Here is a 20,161-nt window from a genome sequence, read left to right on the forward strand (position 1 = left end):
GGCGACCGATGACTGACAACCTCCCCGAGATCCCGGAGGAGCCGATCGCCCGCACGGGCATGTTCGGCGCCACCGGCACCGGCGACACCTCCGGGTACGGCCGGCTGGTCGTGCGGCGCAAGCCCGAGCTGGCCACCCCGCGCCCCTACGGCGGCTACTTCGACACCGTCGCCGACGAGCTGGAGCGCGCGCTCGGCGCGGACTTCGGCGACGCGATCGAGCGCGTGGTCGTCGACCGCGGCGAGCTGACCTTCCACGTCCGGCGCGAGCGCCTGCCCGAGGTCGCCCGGACGCTGCGCGACGACCCGGCGCTGCGCTTCGAGCTGTCGCTCGGCGTCTCCGGCGTGCACTACCCCCACATGGAGGGGGCGGAGCTGCGCGCGGTGATCCACCTGTGCTCGATCACGCACAACCGGCGGCTGCGCCTTGAGGTCTCCTGCCCCGACGCCGACCCGCACATCCCGTCCACGGTCTCGGTCTACCCGACCCACGACTGGCACGAGCGTGAGACGTGGGACTTCTTCGGGATCGTCTTCGACGGTCACCCCGGGCTGACCCGCATCATGATGCCCGACGACTGGGACGGCCACCCCCAGCGCAAGGACTACCCGCTCGGTGGCATCCCGGTGGAGTACCGCGGCGCCGAGATCCCGGCACCGGACCAGAGGAGGTCCTACCAGTGAGTGCCTCATACGACGAAGAGGTCACCGAGGGCAGGGTGTACACCGTCTCCGGCAACGACTGGACGGAGCTGGTCGACTCCCTCAGCGGTCAGCAGGACCAGCAGCTCGTCGTCAACATGGGCCCGCAGCACCCGTCCACGCACGGCGTGCTCCGCCTGGTGCTGAACCTCGACGGCGAGACGGTCACCGAGGCCCGCACGGTCATCGGCTACCTCCACACCGGCATCGAGAAGAACCTCGAGTACCGGACGTGGACCCAGGGCACCACGTTCGTCACCCGGATGGACTACCTCTCGCCGATCTTCAACGAGACCGCCTACTGCATGGGCGTGGAGAAGCTGCTCGGCATCACCGACCGGGTCCCCGAGCGGGCCCAGGCCATCCGCGTGATGATGATGGAGCTCACCCGCATCTCCTCGCACATGGTGGCCATCGGCACCTTCGGCATGGAGCTGGGCGCGACCACGCCGTTCCTCTTCGGGGCCCGCGAGCGCGAGATGGTGCTCGACGTGATGGAGTACATCACCGGCCTGCGGATGAACATGGCCTACGTCCGGCCCGGCGGCGTCGCCACCGACCTGCCGGCCGGAGCCGTGGACAAGGTCGGCGAGCTGCTCAAGGTCATGCCGGGCCGCATCCGCGACTTCCGCAAGATGCTCGACGCCAACCCGGTCTACCTCGCCCGCACCAAGGACGTCGCCTACCTCGACCTCACCGGCTGCATGGCCCTGGGCGTCACCGGGCCGATGCTGCGGGCCGCGGGCCTGCCGTGGGACCTGCGCAAGACGCAGCCCTACTGCGGCTACGAGACCTACGAGTTCGACGTCCCGACCGAGCGCAGCGCCGACGTCTACGGCCGCTACCTCGTGCGGATGGCCGAGATGGAGGAGTCGCTCAAGATCATTGAGCAGGCCCTCGACCGGCTGTCCGGGCCGCTCAAGGGCGGCCGCGTGATGGTGGACGACAAGAAGATCGGCTGGCCCGCGCAGCTCGCGCTCGGCCCCGACGGCTACGGCAACTCGCCCGACCACATCGCGCACATCATGAGCGGCTCGATGGAGGCGCTGATCCACCACTTCAAGCTGGTGACCGAGGGCTTCCGGGTCCCGGCGGGTCAGGTCTACTCCTCGGTCGAGTCGCCCCGCGGCGAACTGGGCGCGCACGTCGTCAGCGACGGCGGCACCCGCCCCTACCGCGTGCACTTCCGCGACCCGTCCTTCACGAACCTGCAGGCCATCCCCGCCACCTGCGAGGGCGGCATGGTGGCCGACGTGATCTCCGCGGTCGCTTCCATCGACCCGGTTATGGGAGGTGTGGACCGATGAGCCATGAGGAGGGCGCCGTCGTGGGCGCGACCTATCCGCCGGAGGTCCGCGAGCGTCTGGAACGGGACGCCAAGGAGATCATCGGCCGCTACCCGAAGCCGCGCTCGGCCCTGCTGCCGCTGCTGCACCTGGTGCAGTCGGAGGACGGCTACGTCTCCGACGCCGGCCACGAGTTCTGCGCCGAGATGCTCGGCCTGAGCAAGGCCGAGGTCGTGGGCGTCTCGACCTTCTACACGATGTACAAGCGCAGGCCGATGGGCGAGTACCACGTCGGCGTGTGCATCAACACGCTGTGCGCCGTCATGGGCGGCGACCAGATCTGGGACGAGCTGTCCGAGCACGCCGGGGTGGGTCACGACGAGACCACCCCGGACGGGAAGGTCTCGCTGGAGCGGCTGGAGTGCAACGCCGCCTGCGACTTCGCCCCGGTGATGATGGTCAACTGGGAGTTCTTCGACAACCAGACCCCGGAGTCGGCCAAGCAGCTCGTCGACGACCTGAGGGACGGCAAGGACGTCGTGCCGACCCGCGGCCCGAAGAGGCTGTGCACCTTCAAGGAGGCGTCCCGGGTGCTCGCCGGGCTGTCCGACGGCCTGGCCGGTGAAGGCCCCTCGGCCGCCGGCCCCTCGCTGGAGGGCCTGAAGGTCGCCAAGGCCAACGGATGGAAGGCGCCCGAGGCACCATGACCACTCTCACCCCGGTCCTGACCGCGAACTGGGACCAGCCCGACTCCTTCACCCTGGACGGCTACGGCGACTACGCCGCCGCCCGCAAGGCGCTGACCATGGACCCCGACGCCGTCATCCAGGCGGTCAAGGACTCCGGTCTGCGCGGCCGCGGCGGCGCGGGCTTCCCCACCGGCATGAAGTGGGGATTCATCCCGCAGGGCGACGGCAAGCCCCACTACCTGGTGGTCAACGCCGACGAGTCCGAGCCCGGGACCTGCAAGGACATCCCGCTGATGATGGCCAACCCGCACTCGCTCGTCGAGGGCGTCATCATCACCTCCTACGCGATCCGCGCCAATCACGCGTTCATCTACGTGCGCGGCGAGGTGCTGCACGTCATCCGCCGCCTGCGGGCGGCCGTGGCCGAGGCGTACGAGCGGGGCCTGCTCGGCAAGGACATCCTCGGCTCCGGCTTCGACCTGGAGCTGGTCGTCCACAGCGGGGCGGGCGCCTACATCTGCGGCGAGGAGACGGCGCTGCTCGACTCGCTGGAGGGCTATCGCGGCCAACCTCGGCTCAAGCCCCCCTTCCCCGCCGTGGCGGGCCTGTACGCCTCGCCCACCGTCGTGAACAACGTGGAGTCGGTGGCGAGTGTTCCCTCGATCATCGCCAACGGCGCCGAGTGGTTCGCCTCGATGGGCACGGAGAAGTCCAAGGGCTACGGCATCTTCTCCCTCAGCGGGCACGTCACCCGCCCCGGCCAGTACGAGGCGCCGCTCGGCATCACGCTGCGCGAGCTGCTCGACATGGCCGGCGGGATCCGCGCGGGCCACCGGCTGAAGTTCTGGACCCCCGGCGGGTCGAGCACCCCGATCTTCACCGACGAGCACCTGGACGTCCCGCTCGACTTCGAGTCGGTCGGCGCCAAGGGCTCCATGCTCGGCACCCGGGCCCTGCAGATCTTCGACGAGACCACCTGCGTGGTGCGCGCCGTACTGCGGTGGACCGAGTTCTACGCGCACGAGTCCTGCGGCAAGTGCACCCCCTGCCGGGAGGGCACCTACTGGCTCAAGCAGGTCCTCAAGCGGCTGGAGAAGGGTCAGGGCGGCGAGGAGGACCTGACCACGATCACCGACATCGCCGACAACATCCTGGGACGCTCCTTCTGCGCCCTGGGCGACGGCGCCACCAGCCCCATCCACTCGTCGGTGAAGCTCTTCCGCGACGAGTACCTCAAGCACTTCGAGATCGGCGGCTGCCCGTTCGATCACGCTCCGTCCACGGTGTGGGGGACCGCATGACAGTCGAAGCGACCACCCCGGCCCAGGCGCCGGTAGACCTGGTGACCCTCACGATCGACGGTTTCCAGGTCAGCGTCCCCAAGGGAACGCTGATCATCCGGGCGGCGGAGCTGCTCGGCATCCAGATCCCGCGGTTCTGCGACCACCCGCTGCTGGAGCCGGCCGCCAACTGCCGCCAGTGCCTGGTGGACATCACCGACGCCGGCAACGGCCGCGGCTTCCCCAAGCCGCAGCCGTCCTGCGCCATCGAGGTGGCCCCGGGCATGGTGGTGCAGACCCAGCTCACCTCCCCGGTGGCGGAGAAGGCACAGCGCGGAGTCATGGAGCTGCTGCTGATGAACCACCCGCTGGACTGCCCGGTCTGCGACAAGGGCGGCGAGTGCCCCCTGCAGAACCAGGCGATGTCCAACGGGCAGGGCGAGAGCCGCTTCACCGAGAGCAAGCGGACCTTCCCCAAGCCGGTCGCGCTCTCCACCGAGGTGCTGCTCGACCGCGAGCGGTGCGTCCAGTGCGCCCGCTGCATCCGCTTCTCCGACGAGATCGCCGGCGACCCGCTCATCGACTTCTTCGAGCGCGGGGCCAAGGAGCAGGTCGGCGCCGCCGACGGGCAGCCGTTCGAGTCCTACTTCTCGGGCAACACCGTGCAGATCTGCCCGGTGGGCGCGCTGACCGGCGCCGCCTACCGGTTCCAGGCCCGCCCGTTCGACCTGGTCTCCACGCCCAGCGCGTGCGAGCACTGCGCCAGCGGCTGCTCGCTGCGCACCGACCACCGCCGCGGCAAGGTCACCCGCCGCCTCGCCGGGGACGACCCGGAGGTCAACGAGGAGTGGAACTGCGACAAGGGCCGCTGGGCGTTCGCCTACACCACCGCGGCCGACCGGCTGAAGACCCCGCTGGTCCGTGACGAGGAGGGCCGCCTGGTCCCGGCCTCCTGGCCGGAGGCGCTCGCCGTCGCCGCCGCCGGGCTGGCCGCCGCCCGCGGCCGCGCCGGCGTGCTCGTCGGCGGCCGGGTCACGGTCGAGGAGGCCTACGCCTACTCCAAGTTCGCCCGGACCGCGCTCGGCACCAACGACATCGACTTCCGCTCCCGCCCCCTGTCGGCGGAGGAGACGCTGTTCCTCGCGCACGCCGTCGCCGGCAAGGGCATCGAGGTCCGCTACTCCGACCTGGAGACGGCCCCGGCCGTGCTCCTGGCGGGCTTCGAGCCCGAGGAGGAGTCGCCGATCGTCTTCCTGCGGCTGCGCAAGGCGTGGCGTAAGAGGGGCCTGCCGGTCTTCTCGATCGCCCCGTTCGCGAGCCCCGGCCTGGCCAAGATGCGCGGCACGCTGCTGCGCACGCTGCCCGGCGCCGAGGCCGAGGCCCTGGGCGAACTGGTCTCCGGTGGCTCTCCGGCCGCCGAGGCCCTCCGCAAGCCGGGCGCGGTCATCCTCGCCGGCGAGCGGCTCGCCACCTCGCCGGGCGCGCTGTCGGCGCTGGTACGGCTGGCCGACGCGACCGGCGCCCGGCTGGCCTGGGTGCCGCGCCGTGCCGGTGAGCGCGGCGCGGTCGAGGCCGGCGCGCTGCCGAACCTGCTGCCGATCGGCCGCCCGGTCGCCGACGAGGCGGCCCGCGCCGAGGTGGCCCGGATCTGGAACGTCGCCTCGCTGCCGGACACCCCCGGCCGCGACACCTCCGGCATCCTGGGCGCGGCGCTGGACGGCGAGCTGGACGCGCTCGTCGTGGCCGGCGTCGACCCCTACGACCTGGCCGACCCCGAGGCCGCGCTGGCGGCCCTGGAGAACACCCCGTTCATCGTGAGCCTGGAGCAGCGGGCCAGCGCCGTCACCGACCGCGCGGACGTGGTGCTGCCGATCGCCGCGACGGCCGAGAAGTCCGGCACGTTCGTCGACTGGGAGGGGCGCGGCCGCACGTTCGAGCAGGCGCTCCGGGTTCCCGGGGTGATGAGCGACCTGCGGGCCCTGACCGCGATCGCCGACCACATGGACGTCCACCTCGGCCTGCCCGACCCGGCCGCCGCCCGCCGCGAGCTCGGCTCGATCGGCGCCTGGCGCGGCCCCCGGGCCGCAGCCCCGGACGTCGCCTCACGCAGGGTCCCGGCCCTGCGACCGGGCGAGGCGACCCTCTCCACCTGGCACCTACTGCTCGACGACGGGCGCCTGCAGGACGGCGAGCCGTACCTCGCGGGCACCGCCCGGGAGGCCGCGGCGCTGGTGTCGGCGGCCACCGCGGCCGCGTCGGGGGTCTCCGACGGTGACAAGATCGTCGTCACCGGCGAGCGGGGCTCGCTGAGCGTCCCGGTGCGCATCGCCGACCTGCCCGACGGGGTCGTGTGGCTGCCGTCGAACTCCGCCGGCCGCTCGGTGACCCGCGACCTGGGCGCCGTCGCCGGTGACACCGTAAAGATCGGGAGTGTCTCGTGAGGACTACCCTGCTGGCGGCGGCCGATCCGACCCTCGCCGACTTCGGCCATGACCCGCTCTGGATCAGCATCATCAAGGCCGTCGTCATCTTCGTCGTCCTGATGCTGGGCGTGCTGTTCGGCGTGTGGTTCGAGCGCAAGCTGATCTCCCGCATGCAGAACCGCTACGGCCCCAACCGGGCCGGCAAGTTCGGCCTCCTGCAGTCGGTCGCCGACGGCCTGAAGATGGGTCTCAAGGAAGACCTGATGCCCCGGACCGTCGACAAGGTGATCTACTTCATCGCCCCGGTCGTCCTGGCGGTCCCGGCGTTCCTGGCCTTCTCCGTCGTCCCGATGGGCCCGAAGGTCTCCATGTTCGGCGTCGAGACGCCGCTGCAGCTCACCGACCTGCCGGTCGCGGTGCTGCTGGTGCTGGCGATGGCCTCGGTCGGCGTGTACGGCATCGTGCTCGCCGGCTGGGGGTCGCGCTCGCCGTACGCGATGCTGGGCGGCCTGCGGGCCAGCGCCCAGGTGGTGTCGTACGAGATCGCGATGGGACTGTCGTTCGTCGGCGTGTTCCTGTACGCCGGGACGCTGTCCACCTCCGAGATCGTCGGCGCGCAGGCGGGCGGCAACGAGATCTTCGGCGTGCCGATGCCGTCGTGGTACATGATCGTCCTGTTCCCGTCCTTCGTCATCTACGTCATCACGATGCTGGGCGAGACCAACCGTGTGCCCTTCGACCTGCCCGAGGGTGAGGGCGAGCTGGTCGGCGGCTTCCAGACGGAGTACTCCAACTCGCTGAAGTTCGCGGTCATCATGCTCGCCGAGTACGTCAACGTCTTCGTCGTCTCGGCCATGTCGATCACCCTCTTCATGGGCGGCTGGCGCGCCCCGTGGCCGATCTCCATGTGGGACGGCGCGAACAGCGGCTGGTGGCCGCTGCTGTGGTTCTTCGCGAAGATGGTGCTGGTCTTCGCGTTCTTCATCTGGTGCCGCGCCTCGCTGCCGCGAGTCCGCTACGACCAGCTCATGGCCCTGGGCTGGAAGATCCTCATCCCGGTCAACCTCGCCTGGATCCTGCTGATCGCCACCGCCAAGGCGTTCCGCCTGGCCGGCACGGACCGGACCCTCGTGTACGTGCTGGGCGTCGTGGTGCTGATCGGCTGTGCCCTCATCTGGTGGCGCTTCGACAGCGTCCTGCAGAGGCGCAAGGAGGAGCGGGAGGCCCAGGTCCAGGCCGAGTTCGAGGAGCTCGGCGCCGAGCCCGCCGCGGGCGGGTTCCCCGTGCCGCCGCTCGACCTGCCGCACTACCACGGAGTGGCGCGCAAGGAGGTTTCCAGTGGGAGCAACTGATTGGCTGAACCCCGTCAAGGGGTTCGGCGTGACCTTCCACACGATGTTCAAGAAGGTCGAAACGGTCAACTACCCCGAGGAGAAGCGGCCCACGGCTCCGCGGTTCCACGGCCGGCACCAGCTCAACCGCTGGCCCGACGGCCTGGAGAAGTGCGTGGGCTGCGAGCTGTGCGCCTGGGCCTGCCCGGCGGACGCGATCTACGTCGAGGGCGGCGACAACACCGACGAGGAGCGTTACTCGCCGGGTGAGCGCTACGGCCGCGTCTACCAGATCAACTACCTGCGGTGCATCCTGTGCGGCCTGTGCATCGAGGCCTGCCCGACCCGCGCGCTGACCATGACGAACGAGTACGAGCTCGCCGACTCCAGCCGCGAGAGCCTCATCTACACCAAGGAGATGCTCCTCGCGCCGCTCGGCCCGGGGATGGAGACTCCGCCGCACCCCATGCGCCTCGGCGAGACCGAAGAGGACTACTACCGGCTGGGACGCAACAATGGGTGAGACCGTCACGTTCTGGGTGCTGGCCGTCGTCTCGGTCGCCGCAGCCCTCGGCCTGGTCTTCAGCCGCAAGGCCGTCTACTCGGCGCTGATGCTGGGCGTCGTCATGCTGTCCCTCGCGGTGCTCTACGCCGTCCAGGACGCCCCGTTCCTCGCCGCGGTGCAGATCATCGTCTACACCGGCGCGGTCATGATGCTCTTCCTGTTCGTGCTCATGCTGGTCGGCGTCGACTCCGCCGACTCGCTGGTCGAGACGATCAGGGGACAGCGCTTCTGGGCCGCGATCGCGGGCCTGGCCTTCGCGCTCCTGCTCGCCCTGGGCGTCGGCAACGCCACGTTCGGCCGGGCGCCCGGCGTCGGGGGCGCGGTCAAGGAGGCGGGCGGCAACGTCCCGGCGCTGGCCCAGCTCATCTTCACCCGGTACGTCTTCGCCTTCGAGGTCACCTCGGCGCTGCTGATCACCGCCGCGCTCGGCGCCATGGTCCTGGCCCACCGCGAGCGGGTCCGGCCCAAGGCCACCCAGCGCGACCTGGCCCGCGCCCGGTTCGCCGGGCCGCAGCCGTCGCCGCTGCCCGGCCCCGGCACCTACGCCCTGCACAACGCCATCGACATGCCGGCCCTGCTGCCCGACGGCTCGGTGGCGGTCAAGTCGATCAACCGGGTCCTCGCCAGGCACGACCTGGAGGACGGCGTCCGGCCCACCGACCCCGAGAAGGCCGCGCTCATCCGCCAGGTCATCGGCAAGGAGGAGGCCGGCGAGCCCGACGAGGCGGCCGGTGAGGCCGCCCGAGGCGAGGGCTTCCGGGTCGAGGAGAGCGTCGCCGGGCGCAACCCCGCCGTCGAGAGTCCCGCGGCCGCCCAGAACGCCCCCGCCGAGGACGGCGTCGCCGGGCGCGACTCCGCCGTCGCCGGGCACGACAGGGAAGCGGCTCAACGAGAGGAAGGCCAGTGACCACCCACTACCTGGTGCTCTCCGCGCTGCTGTTCGCGATCGGCGCCGTCGGCGTGCTGATCCGGCGCAACGCGATCGTGGTGTTCATGTGCGTGGAGCTCATGCTCAACGCCTGCAACCTCGCGTTCGTGACCTTCGCCCGGCAGCACGGAAACCTTGACGGTCAGCTCATCGCGTTCTTCGTGATGGTGGTGGCCGCGGCCGAGGTCGTGGTCGGCCTTGCCATCATCGTGATGATCTTCCGAACCCGCAGGTCGGCGTCGGTGGACGACGCGAACCTGCTGAAGTACTAAGAGGTGGCCGGTGCAATCTCCCGTTGAGATCTTCCAGCACTCCGGTGGGGTGATCGGGGTCTCCTGGCTGATGATCGCGCTGCCGCTGCTCGGCGCCGCGGTCCTCCTGCTGGGCGGCCGCCGCACCGACCGCTGGGGTCACCTCCTCGGCGTGGCGATGTCGCTGGCCGCCTTCGTGGTGGCCGTCGCCGCCTTCGTCGAGCTGCTCGGCATGCCCGCAGGGGAGCGCCGCCAGGCGATCAGCCTGTACCAGTTCATCCCCGGCGTCGCCGACATGGGGCTGCTGATCGACCCGCTGTCGATCAGCTTCGCACTGCTGATCACCGGTGTGGGATCGCTGATCCACATCTACTCGATCGGCTACATGTCGCACGACCCCGACCGGCGCAGGTTCTTCTCCTACCTGAACCTGTTCGTCGCGGCGATGCTGCTGCTGGTGCTGTCGGACAACTACCTCGGCCTGTTCGTCGGCTGGGAGGGCGTGGGTCTGGCGTCCTACCTGCTGATCGGGTTCTGGCAGTTCAAGCCCACCGCGGCGACCGCCGCGAAGAAGGCGTTCATCGTCAACCGCGTCGGCGACTTCGGGCTGCTGATCGCGCTGTTCACGATCTGGTCGGTCTTCGGCTCGTTCGCGTACAAGAACCTCGGGGCCGGCGCCGTACAGGAGGCCATGGCCGGCGGCAGCCTGTCCCAGGGAACGGTCACCGCGATCGGCCTGCTGCTGCTCCTCGGCGCGTGCGGCAAGTCGGCGCAGCTGCCGCTGCAGTCGTGGCTCCTCGACGCGATGGAGGGCCCGACCCCGGTCTCGGCCCTCATCCACGCCGCGACCATGGTCACCGCCGGCGTCTACCTCGTCGTCAGGTCCGGCGCGTTCTTCGAGGCCGCCCCGACCGCGCAGCTCGTCGTGACGATCGTCGGCGTGGCCACGCTGCTCGCCGGTGCGATCATCGGTTGCGCCAAGGACGACATCAAGAAGGGCCTGGCCGGTTCGACGATGTCGCAGATCGGCTACATGATGCTCGGCGCGGGCCTCGGCCCGGTCGGCTACGCCTTCGCGATCGCGCACCTGATCACGCACGGCTTCTTCAAGGCCAACATGTTCCTCGGCGCCGGCTCGGTCATGCACGCCATGAACGACGAGGTCAACATGCGCCGCTACGGCGGCCTGTTCGCGGTGATGAAGGTCACCGCGGTCACCTTCTTCATCGGCTACCTCGCGATCATCGGCTTCCCGCTGCTCTCCGGTTACTACACCAAGGAGGGCATCATCGAGACGGCCATGGAGCACAACCAGATCCTCGGCTGGCTCGCCGTGCTCGGCGCGGGCCTGACCGGCTTCTACATGTCGCGGATGGTCTTCATGACCTTCTTCGGCAAGAAGCGCTGGGCCGACGACGCCCACCCGCACGAGTCGCCGTCGGTCATGACCGTCCCGCTGGTCCTGCTCTCCATCGGCTCGATCGGCCTGGGCGCCTACCTGATCCTCGGCAACCGGTTCATGAAGTTCCTCGCCCCGGCCGTCGGCCTGCCGGCGGAGCTGCCCGAGACGCACATCTTCGGTGTCGGCACGGTCGGCCTGGCCACGCTCGCGCTGGTCGCGATCGGCGCCGCGTTCGCCTGGTTCCGGTACGGCGCCGCCCAGGTGCCCGAGGTCGCCCCGCGCGGCTCCTTCCTCACCGTCTTCGCCCGCCGTGACCTGTACGGCGACGCCCTGAACGAGGCGCTGTTCATGCGTCCCGGCCAGTGGCTGACCCGGATCGCGGTGTTCTTCGACAACCGCGGCATCGACGGCCTGGTCAACGGGCTGGCCGCGGGGATCGGCGGGACCTCCGGGCGGGTGCGCCGCATCCAGACCGGCTACGTCCGGTCCTACGCGTTGTCCATCCTCTTCGGTGCCGCCGTGGTCGTTGGCGCGCTGCTCTACGTAGGGACCATGTGATGCCCTGGCTCTCAACCCTGATGGCCGTGCCCGTACTGGGCGCGGTGGGTGTCTCCCTTGTCAAGAACGACAAGCTGGCCAAACAGGTCGCCCTGGCGGTCTCGCTGGTCGTGCTGGCGCTCACCGTCGTCATGGCGACCCGGTTCGACCCCTCCTCGGCCGAGCGGTTCCAGTTCGCCGAGGTCCACCAGTGGATCCCGCGCTTCGGCGTCCACTACGGCGTCGGCGTGGACGGCATCGCGCTGGTGCTGATCGCGCTGTCGGCGCTGCTCGTGCCGATCGTGATCCTGGCCTCCTGGCACGACGCGGACGGCACCGGGGCCGCGGCCCCGCCCAAGCGGTCGGTGCGGACCTACTTCGCGCTGCTGCTGGTGCTCGAGGCGATGATGATCGGCGTCTTCGCGGCGACCGACGTCTTCCTCTTCTACGTGTTCTTCGAGGCCATGCTGATCCCGATGTACTTCATGATCGGGTCGTACGGCGGTGTCCAGCGGTCCTACGCGGCCGTGAAGTTCCTGCTGTACTCGCTCTTCGGCGGCCTGCTCATGCTGGTCGCGGTGATCGCCCTCTACGTGATCGCCGAGAAGAACACCTTCATGTTCCCCGAGCTGATCGGGGCCATCCAGGACCCGGGCACCCAGAAGTGGCTCTTCCTGGGCTTCTTCATCGCCTTCGCGGTCAAGGCGCCGCTGTGGCCGTTCCACACCTGGCTGCCCGACGCCGCGGCGCAGGCCCCGGCCGGCGCCGCCGTGCTGCTGGTCGGCGTGCTGGACAAGGTCGGCACCTACGGCATGCTCCGCTTCTGCCTGGAGCTGTTCCCTGAGGCCTCGAAGTTCTTCACGCCGCTGGTGATCGTGCTGGCGGTGGTCGGCATCGTCTACGGCGCGATCGTGGCCATCGGCCAGACCGACATGAAGCGCCTGATCGCCTACACCTCGATCTCGCACTTCGGCTTCATCGCGCTGGGCGTCTTCGCGATGACCAAGGACGCCGGCGCGGGCGCCACCCTCTACATGGTCAACCACGGGTTCTCCACCGGCGCGCTGTTCCTGATCGCCGGGTTCCTGATCTACCGCCGGGGCTCCAGCCGCATCGCCGACTACGGCGGCGTGCAGAAGGTCTCCCCGGTGCTCGCCGGGACCTTCCTGATCGCCGGACTGTCCGGCCTGTCGCTGCCGGGCCTGTCGACGTTCGTCAGCGAGTTCATGGTCCTCATGGGCTCCTACGAGCGCTACAAGGTCGCGGCGATCATCGCCGCCTCCGGCGTGGTGCTGGCGGCCATCTACATCCTGTGGATGTACCAGCGGACGATGAACGGTCCCACGGCCGAGTCGGTCAAGGGCTTCACCGACCTCAACGCACGTGAGCGGTGGGTGGTGGGCCCCCTGGTCGCGCTCCTCATCGTCTTCGGCTTCTTCCCCAAGCCGATGCTCGACGTGATCAATCCCGCGGTGGACAAGACGCTCACCAGCGTCCACGTGACCCCGTTCACCCCGGCCGTCGCTGAGAAGAAGGGGGCCGGGCAGTGAACAACGGCACCATCCAGGCTCCGACGATCGAATACGCGCTGCTCTCCCCGATGCTGATCGTGTTCGGCGCGGCGATCATCGGAGTCCTGATCGAGGCGTTCGCGCCCCGTTACCTGCGCAAGTCGATCCACATGCCGCTGACGCTGCTGGCGCTGCTCGGCGCGTTCGCCACCACGGTCCTCGGGGCGGTGAACGGCCTGCCGACGAGCGCCGCCGCGATGGGCGCCATCGCGGTCGACGGGCCCTCCCTGTTCATCTGGGGCATCATCCTCATCCTCGCGTTCGTCAGCGTGCTGCTGATCAACGACGACGAGCAGTTCGTCGCGCAGGCGGCCGCCGTACCGGGCAGCTCCGACGAGGAGGAGGCGGTCCGCGGCGGCTACGCGCAGACCGAGGTCTACCCGCTGCTGCTGTTCGCGGTCGGCGGCATGCTGCTGTTCGCCTCCGCCAACGACCTGCTGGCGATGTTCGTCGGCCTGGAGGTCATGTCGCTGCCGCTGTACCTGCTGTGCGGCCTGGCCCGCCGTCGCCGCCTGCTGTCGCAGGAGGCGTCGGTCAAGTACTTCCTGCTCGGCGCGTTCTCCTCGGCCTTCTTCCTGTACGGCATGGCCCTGGTGTACGGCTACGCCGGGACGGTGAGCCTCAAGGGCATCGGCGACGCGCTCGGCGCGGTCTCCGGCCAGGAGACGCTGCTGCTGATCGGCACCGCGATGCTCGGCGTCGGCCTGCTGTTCAAGATCGGCGCCGCGCCGTTCCAGGCGTGGAAGCCCGACGTCTACCAGGGCGCGCCGACCGCGGTCACCGCCCTGATGGCCTCCACCGTGCTGGTGGCGGCCTTCGGCGCGGTGCTGCGCGTCTTCTGGGTCGCCCTGGGCGGCCTGGAGTGGAACTGGCAGCCGGTCATGTGGGGCGTGGCGATCCTGACCATGGTCGTCGGCGCGATCCTGGCGATCACCCAGACCGACATCAAGCGGATGCTCGCCTACTCCTCGGTCGCGCACGCGGGCTTCCTGCTCACCGGCGTGATCGCCACCGGCGCCGCCGCGCAGAACTCCAAGGCCCTGTCGGGCATCCTGTTCTACCTCGTCGCGTACGGCTTCACCACGGTCGGCGCGTTCGCGGTGGTCACGATGGTCCGCGACGCGGGCGGCGAGGCCGGGCACCTGTCCCGCTGGGCGGGCCTGGGCAAGCGGTCGCCGTTCCTGGCCGGCGTCTTCGCGTTCTTCCTGCTGGCCTTCGCGGGCATCCCGCTGACCAGCGGTTTCTTCGGGAAGTACGCGGTGTTCGCGGCGGCGGTCTCCGGCGGCGCGGTGCCGCTGGTCATCGTCGGCGTGGTGAGCTCGGCCATCGCCGCGTTCTTCTACGTCCGGGTCATCGTGCTGATGTTCTTCAACGACCCGGCCGCGGACGGCCCGACCATCGCCGTTCCCACTGTGGGGACCTCGGCTGTGGTCGCACTCGCGGCAGCGGCTACCGTAGTGCTGGGAGTCTTCCCCCAGCCGGTGCTCGATCTCGCGGACCAGGCTGCGTCCGCTCTGTTCATTCGTTAGAGGAGTAGTGCTTCATGGCTGCGCCACCGGTTGTTGATCTGGCTTTCACCGACGAGCGGCTGGCGCAGGACCTCACAGCGGGGCTGGCGGAGGTCGAGAAGCTGCTGCGGGCCTCGGTGGAGAGTGACGACGCCTTCGTGACGGAGGCGTCCAAGCACCTCATCGAGGCCGGCGGCAAGCGGTTCCGGGCGATGCTCGTGCTGCTGGCCGCCCAGTTCGGCGCCCCCGACGCCCCGGGAGTCGTGCCGGGGGCGGTGGTCATCGAGCTGACCCACCTGGCGACGCTCTACCACGACGACGTCATGGACGAGGCCCCGGTGCGCCGGGGCTCCCCGTCGGTCAACGCCCGGTGGGACAACACCGTGGCGATCCTGACCGGCGACTACCTGTTCGCCCAGGCGTCGGAGATCCTCGCCGACCTCGGCGCCGACATCATCCGCATCCAGGCGCAGACGTTCTCCCGCCTGGTGCGCGGGCAGATCCGCGAGACCATCGGCCCCCGCCCCGGTGAGGACGCGGTCGCCCACTACATCGGCGTCCTGGCCGACAAGACCGGCTCCCTCATCGCCACCTCAGGCCGGTTCGGCGCCCTGCTGAGCGGCGCCGCGCCGGAGGTCGTCGAGCGGCTGACCCGGGCCTGCGAGGCCATCGGCGTGGCCTGGCAGCTCAGCGACGACCTGCTCGACGTCGCCTCGGAGTCGGCCGAGTCCGGCAAGACCCCCGGCACCGACCTGCGCGAGGGCGTCCGGACCCTGCCGGTGCTGCACGTCCTGGCCTCCGACGACCCCGCCGACGCCCGGCTGCGCGAGCTGCTGGCCGGCCCGGTGGCGGAGGAGGACGTCGAGGAGACCCTGCGCCTGCTGCGCGCCAACCCCGCCATGGAGCGGGCCCGCGCCGAGCTCGTCGCCTGGGCCGACCGGGCCCGCGAGGACCTGTCGGGCCTGCCGGACATCCCGGCCCGCGCCGCCTACCTCGCGATGTGCGACTACGTGGTCGAGCGCTCGGGCTGACCGGCCGTACCCCGGCGCCGGAGCGCGGAACGGGGCGTGTCGCCGGGGACGGCCGGCGGCCGGCCCGGGTGGTGCCGCGGGCCGTGGGCGTTCGGCCGGCGATGACGCGCGACGGGCCGATTTCCGCCGCAGTACAGGACACAACCTGTCCTCCACCTTCGCCATGGTGATAGACGAGCCGTTCGAGAGATCGTCTTCCTGGTTCCGGCGGTCGCCGTCACCGGGGCCTGGACGGTCGCCGGCGGCATGTTCATCCATCCAGGCAAGGAACATGGCATGTCAGTCACGACCACCACCCACCTGAACTTCCGGGGCGCCGCACGCGAGGCGCTGGACTTCTACCGGTCCGTCTTCGGCGGACGCACCGTCGCGGTCACCTATAGGGACGCGGGCGCCGTACAGAACGAGAGCGAGGCGGACCAGGTGATGTGGGGCGAGGTGGTCGGCGACGACGGCTTCCACGTCATGGCCTACGACGTGCCCTCGCACCTGCCCTGGAACCAGGGTGAGAACCCGTTCTTCGTCTCCGTGCGCGGTGACGACGCCGAGGAGATCAGCGCCCTGTGGGGCAGGCTCGCCGACGGCTCGACCGTCGTGCGTCCGCTGGAGTCCGCGCAGTGGGCGCCGCTGTACGGCATGCTCACCGACCGCTTCGGCGTCACCTGGGTCCTGGACGTCGCCGCCCCCTACAACGGCTGAGCCGGCCGGACCGGGACGCCCGCGCCGTCCGGGCCGCCGCAGCCACACGGGCGGCCCGGACGGCGCGGGCGCCGAGCACGCAGCACAGGAAGGAAACGGAGCCCATGCGGACCATGACCGTCCTCGGCACCCGCGCCCTCAACGCGTGCCCGCGGGCTCCAGGTCGCGGAGCGCGACGCGGCGCGCCCGGTGGGCGGCTCGGAGGCTGTCCCAGGTGAAGATCGACAGGGCCAGCCAGACGATGGCGAACCCGGCCCACCGGCTGGCCGGCATCGCCTCGTGGGCGATGAACACCCCGCACAGGAACTGCAGCACCGGGGCGATGTACTGCAGCAGACCGATCGTGGTGAGCGGCACCCGGATCGCGGCGGCGGTGAAGCAGAGCAGCGGCACGGCCGTGATCGCGCCGGCGCCGGCCAGCAGGAGAGCGTGACCCGCGCCCGCGGTCGCGAAGGTGCCCTCGCCCCGGACCTGCAGGTAGACCAGGTAGGCGAACGCGGGCACCAGCAGCACCAGCGTCTCGATGGTCATGCTCTCCGCGGCCCCGACCCCCGCGATCTTCTTGATGAGACCGTAGGTGCCGAAGCTGGCGGCCAGGACCAGCGCGATCCACGGCAGCCTGCCGTAGTCGACGGTGAGGACGACGACGGCCAGGGCGCCCATGCCGACCGCCGCCCACTGCAGGGGCCGCAGCCGCTCCTTGAGCAGGAAGACGCCGAACAGGACGCTGACCAGGGGGTTGATGAAGTAGCCGAGCGCGCTCTCGACCACATGGCCGGTGTTGACCGCGTAGATGTAGACGCCCCAGTTGACGGTGACGACCGCCGCGGCCAGGGCGAGCAGGCCGAGCTTGCGGGGGGTGCGCAGGAGCTCGCCGAACCACGACCAGTGCCGCCGGACCGCCAGGATGGCGGCGACGACCACCAGGGACCACACCATGCGGTGGGCGAGGATCTCCAGGGCGCCGGACGGCTTCAGCAGCGGCCAGTAGAGGGGGAAGAGTCCCCACATGGCGTAGGCGGCGATGCCGTACAGGACTCCTCGGCGCGTTTCAGGCATGTATTACATTTTCGCTGCTTACCACATTTAATACAAATTAGCGATGCTTCGCTAAGAGTTAAGCGCCGCTTACGGGAACATCGGGGCAGGCAAGCTGGTTCCCCCTGTAGCGACAGGTGGGGACGTTCGGGTCCCCCTGGAGCGACAGGTGAGGAGGATGTCGGCACATGGGCTGGCTGTTCGGCAACAAGACTTCCATGGTGTCCCCGGACGAGGCTCTGCCGGGCCGTGACACGAGGATGGCGGTGCCCGCCCGCCACGCCGTCCTCGACGCCCCCCTGGCTCCGCCGTACCCCGAGGGGACCGAGATCGCCGACTTCGGCCTCGGCTGCTTCTGGGGCGCCGAGCGGAAGTTCTGGCAGACCCCCGGCGTGGTGACCACCTCCGTCGGCTACGCCGGCGGGTACACCTCCAACCCCACCTACGAGGAGGTCTGCACCGGGCGGACCGGCCACACCGAGGCCGTCCGCGTGGTCTTCGACCCGGCCAGGATCTCCTACGAGGAACTGCTGCGCGTCTTCTGGGAGGCCCACGACCCCACCCAGGGGATGCGCCAGGGCAACGACGTCGGCACCCAGTACCGCTCGGCGATCTACTTCCACTCACCCGAGCAGGAGAAGGCCGCCCTGGCCTCGCGTGACGCCTACCGGAAGGTGCTCGCCGACGCGGGCTACGGCGACATCACCACCGAGATCGCCCCGGCGGGCGACTACTTCTTCGCGGAGGAGTATCACCAGCAATATCTGTACAAAGTGCCCAATGGGTACTGCGGCATCGGCGGCACCGGAGTCTCCTGTCCGGTGGGCATCGCGCCTGCGGGTGAGTAGCTCGATACCTTGGGTGGAGTCTGGTCTCGTCAGCGCAGAGGGTCGGGCATTGAAGTCGAGGTCGAGCCCTCCGCGGAGTTGGAGGGCTCAAGTATGTTCCAATGCCTGCACGAGATCAGCGGCCAGCAGAGATGTTGCCAAAGCAACGGTTTCTGGCTCGCCGATTCCCTCTTCCGCGCGCCCTGCCATCGTTGAGCCGAGCGCGTCCGGTCCTGCCGCGAACAGTGCCGCCAGATGTTCGACCGCCTGCTCGGTGACCTCACTGCTGATGGGGTCGCGAGCCAGGAGCCTGAACGCGGTGGCCAGTTCAGCGGTGTCGACGTCGACAAGGATGCGGTACGTGTCGTGTGCGTCCTTGTCATTCAGCCGGTGGGGGGCCGCAACCCGTTCGGCGATCTTGTGGAGCTTGGCTACCAGCAAGGCCGCGGGCCCGGCGACTCTGACTCGATATACGCGGGCATCGGCCGGGTCGAGGGCGGCCACGTCCATGACCGTGTTGTCGATGACAGCGGCTTCGAGACCTCGAGCGCGCCGGGTGGCGCGGCGATCATGTGGCGGGATGCGGGCTCCCCTCGTGTTCCTCGTACCTGCTCCTGCAAGAGCCTCGGGCACCATCAGATCGACCGGAACGCCCGCGGGGTTCAGCCACGACCCAGGTTGTCCGCCGATGGGATCACGGTAGAACCCCGCGCGGCCCATGGATTGCTCCAGAAGCGGATCGTCCTCCAGGACTCTCGGGTCAAGTGCGAGATCGCTGTCCTTCGTCGTCTCGGCGAGGGCGACAGGACTTCCCGCAGTGCGCAGGTAGACGGCCTGCGCTCCGATCACGATCACAGCTTCGCGATGGGCATCCAGCGCGGCCAACGCATCGAGAAGCGCGGATCGGGATCGGACGAGGATGTCGCTACTGCTTACGCCAAGAGGGTTCATGTCGCGTCATCCATTCAATGAGTTCTTCGGCTTCGGAGGGGTTGCGTCCAGGGCCTGTCATCAAGTCGACGGCGACTTGGGGTGGTGCTGCGATCGTGAGACCGGAAGCGTCGGTAAGGGTACGGGTGAAGACGACGTCGCTTTCCGGCTCGGCCAACATCACATTTGCTCCGGCGTCAGCGGGACGGAGACCCCAGAGCCGGGCGGTGTGCTCAGCATCCGTCGTGTAGATCATCGCGGAGCGAGCCGGAGCATGGGGGGCCCAGCCGGCTGCGGCCAAGGTCCCGGTTACGGCGTACCGGGCGGGGTTGTCGGCCGCTCGCCGCATGAGGTCGGGTAGGCCTCTCGGTGCTATCCATCGGGTGATGCGATTGCTTCGTACGAACCCGTAGTCCTCGCTCCAACGCCTCAGTAGGGCAACCCAGTCGGGAACCACGACCGCACCCGAGCTGTTCCGTGTCGCCAGGTTCTCGCTCTCGAGGAACTCGATCACCCGGTAGGTCGACCCCGTGGATACGCCGGCGACGTCGATCAGCTGGCGGATCGTCCATGATCTTCGGTGGTCCAACAGCGCACGCACGATCTTCGCTGCGGGAGCGCCCTTCAACGTTCCGCGCGGTCTTCCGGGACCACGCCATGGATCGTGGTCGGCTCCTCGATCCGCAACGTACAGACCGGGCTGAGAGACGTTCAAGGTGATGTTCCCTGTCGCGTCTATGTAGGACAGGCCGGCCTCCGTGAGCCGCTTACGCACGGGTGGCGACAGGTACCGGGAGACGACAACCCCACGACTGCCCGGGTGCTCGTCCGCCGCGTCATTCAACTGCTGGAGCAGCGTGGCGGTGTCACGTCTCTCCACCACGTTCTTGGCTTCCACGATCAGCACGACCGAGTTTCCGTCCGGTGCCGTCACCTTCCAGAGAGCGTCGAAGCGAGCATCCGGTAGTCCGCGCCCTAGTGGCTGAACGTCCCACCCGTTCGGCAACCGGTCACCCAGCACGGCCATTCCGGCTCGCAGAACTTCAACCTCGTTCCTAGGTTGTGGTCTCGCCTCCATTGGTGCTCTCCAGTCCCTCGGTGTTCGGGAAAAATCCTAACTCCGTTGAACGCGGAAAGTCGGGATTTTCTGAACAGCCAGCCGGA

At 69.5% G+C, this 20,161-nt stretch carries 18 protein-coding genes; 15 read left to right on the top strand and 3 right to left on the bottom strand.

All coding sequences use genetic code 11. The features are described from left to right. Positions 1-8 precede the first annotated feature (8 nt). From ACZ6W9_RS35640 to ACZ6W9_RS35705, 14 genes are all read left to right on the top strand, one after another. The gene (locus tag ACZ6W9_RS35640; RefSeq protein ID WP_362938734.1) at positions 9-683 is read left to right on the top strand and encodes an NADH-quinone oxidoreductase subunit C; all 675 of its coding nucleotides are present in this window, start codon (positions 9-11) and stop codon (positions 681-683) included. Then, positions 680-2,008, top strand: a complete 1,329-nt coding sequence (locus ACZ6W9_RS35645) for an NADH-quinone oxidoreductase subunit D (protein WP_470121702.1) — start codon at positions 680-682, stop codon at positions 2,006-2,008. The genes ACZ6W9_RS35640 and ACZ6W9_RS35645 overlap by 4 nt, the downstream gene beginning before the upstream one ends. Next, the gene (gene nuoE, locus ACZ6W9_RS35650; protein WP_362938731.1) at positions 2,005-2,694 is read left to right on the top strand and encodes an NADH-quinone oxidoreductase subunit NuoE; all 690 of its coding nucleotides are present in this window, start codon (positions 2,005-2,007) and stop codon (positions 2,692-2,694) included. Before ACZ6W9_RS35645 ends, nuoE begins: the two co-directional genes overlap by 4 nt. Beyond that, positions 2,691-3,977: an NADH-quinone oxidoreductase subunit NuoF gene (gene nuoF / locus ACZ6W9_RS35655; RefSeq protein WP_362938728.1), complete on the top strand. Its 1,287-nt coding sequence runs from the start codon at positions 2,691-2,693 to the stop codon at positions 3,975-3,977. The genes nuoE and nuoF overlap by 4 nt, the downstream gene beginning before the upstream one ends. After that, complete coding sequence (locus ACZ6W9_RS35660) at positions 3,974-6,397, top strand: NADH-quinone oxidoreductase subunit G (RefSeq protein ID WP_389970400.1); 2,424 nt, start codon at positions 3,974-3,976, stop codon at positions 6,395-6,397. Before nuoF ends, ACZ6W9_RS35660 begins: the two co-directional genes overlap by 4 nt. After that, on the top strand, positions 6,394-7,731 hold the full coding sequence (gene nuoH, locus ACZ6W9_RS35665; RefSeq protein WP_362938722.1) for an NADH-quinone oxidoreductase subunit NuoH: 1,338 nt from the start codon (positions 6,394-6,396) through the stop codon (positions 7,729-7,731). The genes ACZ6W9_RS35660 and nuoH overlap by 4 nt, the downstream gene beginning before the upstream one ends. Then, positions 7,718-8,233: an NADH-quinone oxidoreductase subunit NuoI gene (nuoI, locus tag ACZ6W9_RS35670; protein WP_179820459.1), complete on the top strand. Its 516-nt coding sequence runs from the start codon at positions 7,718-7,720 to the stop codon at positions 8,231-8,233. The genes nuoH and nuoI overlap by 14 nt, the downstream gene beginning before the upstream one ends. After that, on the top strand, positions 8,226-9,182 hold the full coding sequence (locus tag ACZ6W9_RS35675; protein WP_389970403.1) for an NADH-quinone oxidoreductase subunit J: 957 nt from the start codon (positions 8,226-8,228) through the stop codon (positions 9,180-9,182). Before nuoI ends, ACZ6W9_RS35675 begins: the two co-directional genes overlap by 8 nt. Then, positions 9,179-9,475, top strand: a complete 297-nt coding sequence (gene nuoK, locus ACZ6W9_RS35680) for an NADH-quinone oxidoreductase subunit NuoK (protein WP_179820454.1) — start codon at positions 9,179-9,181, stop codon at positions 9,473-9,475. The genes ACZ6W9_RS35675 and nuoK overlap by 4 nt, the downstream gene beginning before the upstream one ends. A 70-nt stretch (positions 9,476-9,545) precedes the next feature. After that, positions 9,546-11,414, top strand: a complete 1,869-nt coding sequence (gene nuoL, locus ACZ6W9_RS35685) for an NADH-quinone oxidoreductase subunit L (RefSeq protein ID WP_389970497.1) — start codon at positions 9,546-9,548, stop codon at positions 11,412-11,414. After that, positions 11,414-12,943, top strand: a complete 1,530-nt coding sequence (locus tag ACZ6W9_RS35690; RefSeq protein WP_362938716.1) for an NADH-quinone oxidoreductase subunit M — start codon at positions 11,414-11,416, stop codon at positions 12,941-12,943. Before nuoL ends, ACZ6W9_RS35690 begins: the two co-directional genes overlap by 1 nt. Next, positions 12,940-14,493, top strand: coding sequence for an NADH-quinone oxidoreductase subunit NuoN (nuoN, locus tag ACZ6W9_RS35695; protein WP_389970408.1), 1,554 nt, complete (start codon positions 12,940-12,942; stop codon positions 14,491-14,493). Before ACZ6W9_RS35690 ends, nuoN begins: the two co-directional genes overlap by 4 nt. Before the next feature lie 14 nt (positions 14,494-14,507). Further along, the gene (locus tag ACZ6W9_RS35700) at positions 14,508-15,503 is read left to right on the top strand and encodes a polyprenyl synthetase family protein (protein WP_362938710.1); all 996 of its coding nucleotides are present in this window, start codon (positions 14,508-14,510) and stop codon (positions 15,501-15,503) included. A gap of 276 nt (positions 15,504-15,779) precedes the next feature. After that, the gene (locus ACZ6W9_RS35705) at positions 15,780-16,202 is read left to right on the top strand and encodes a VOC family protein (RefSeq protein WP_470121707.1); all 423 of its coding nucleotides are present in this window, start codon (positions 15,780-15,782) and stop codon (positions 16,200-16,202) included. A 138-nt stretch (positions 16,203-16,340) separates the two neighbouring features. Here the strand turns inward: ACZ6W9_RS35705 and rarD are convergent, their stop codons facing one another. Next, the gene (rarD, locus tag ACZ6W9_RS35710; RefSeq protein WP_389970417.1) at positions 16,341-17,261 is read right to left on the bottom strand and encodes an EamA family transporter RarD; all 921 of its coding nucleotides are present in this window, start codon (positions 17,259-17,261) and stop codon (positions 16,341-16,343) included. A 167-nt stretch (positions 17,262-17,428) separates the two neighbouring features. Between rarD and msrA the strand changes: the two genes are divergently transcribed. Next, complete coding sequence (msrA, locus tag ACZ6W9_RS35715) at positions 17,429-18,088, top strand: peptide-methionine (S)-S-oxide reductase MsrA (protein WP_470121709.1); 660 nt, start codon at positions 17,429-17,431, stop codon at positions 18,086-18,088. Positions 18,089-18,175: 87 nt separating this feature from the next. Here the strand turns inward: msrA and ACZ6W9_RS35720 are convergent, their stop codons facing one another. Continuing rightward, entirely contained in the window at positions 18,176-19,018 is an 843-nt protein-coding gene (locus tag ACZ6W9_RS35720; protein ID WP_389970423.1) for a hypothetical protein, read from the bottom strand. After that, positions 18,993-19,904, bottom strand: a complete 912-nt coding sequence (locus tag ACZ6W9_RS35725; protein WP_389970426.1) for a hypothetical protein — start codon at positions 19,902-19,904, stop codon at positions 18,993-18,995. Before ACZ6W9_RS35725 ends, ACZ6W9_RS35720 begins: the two co-directional genes overlap by 26 nt. Positions 19,905-20,161 lie beyond the last annotated feature (257 nt).

The organism is Streptosporangium sp. NPDC053982 (assembly GCF_055585205.1).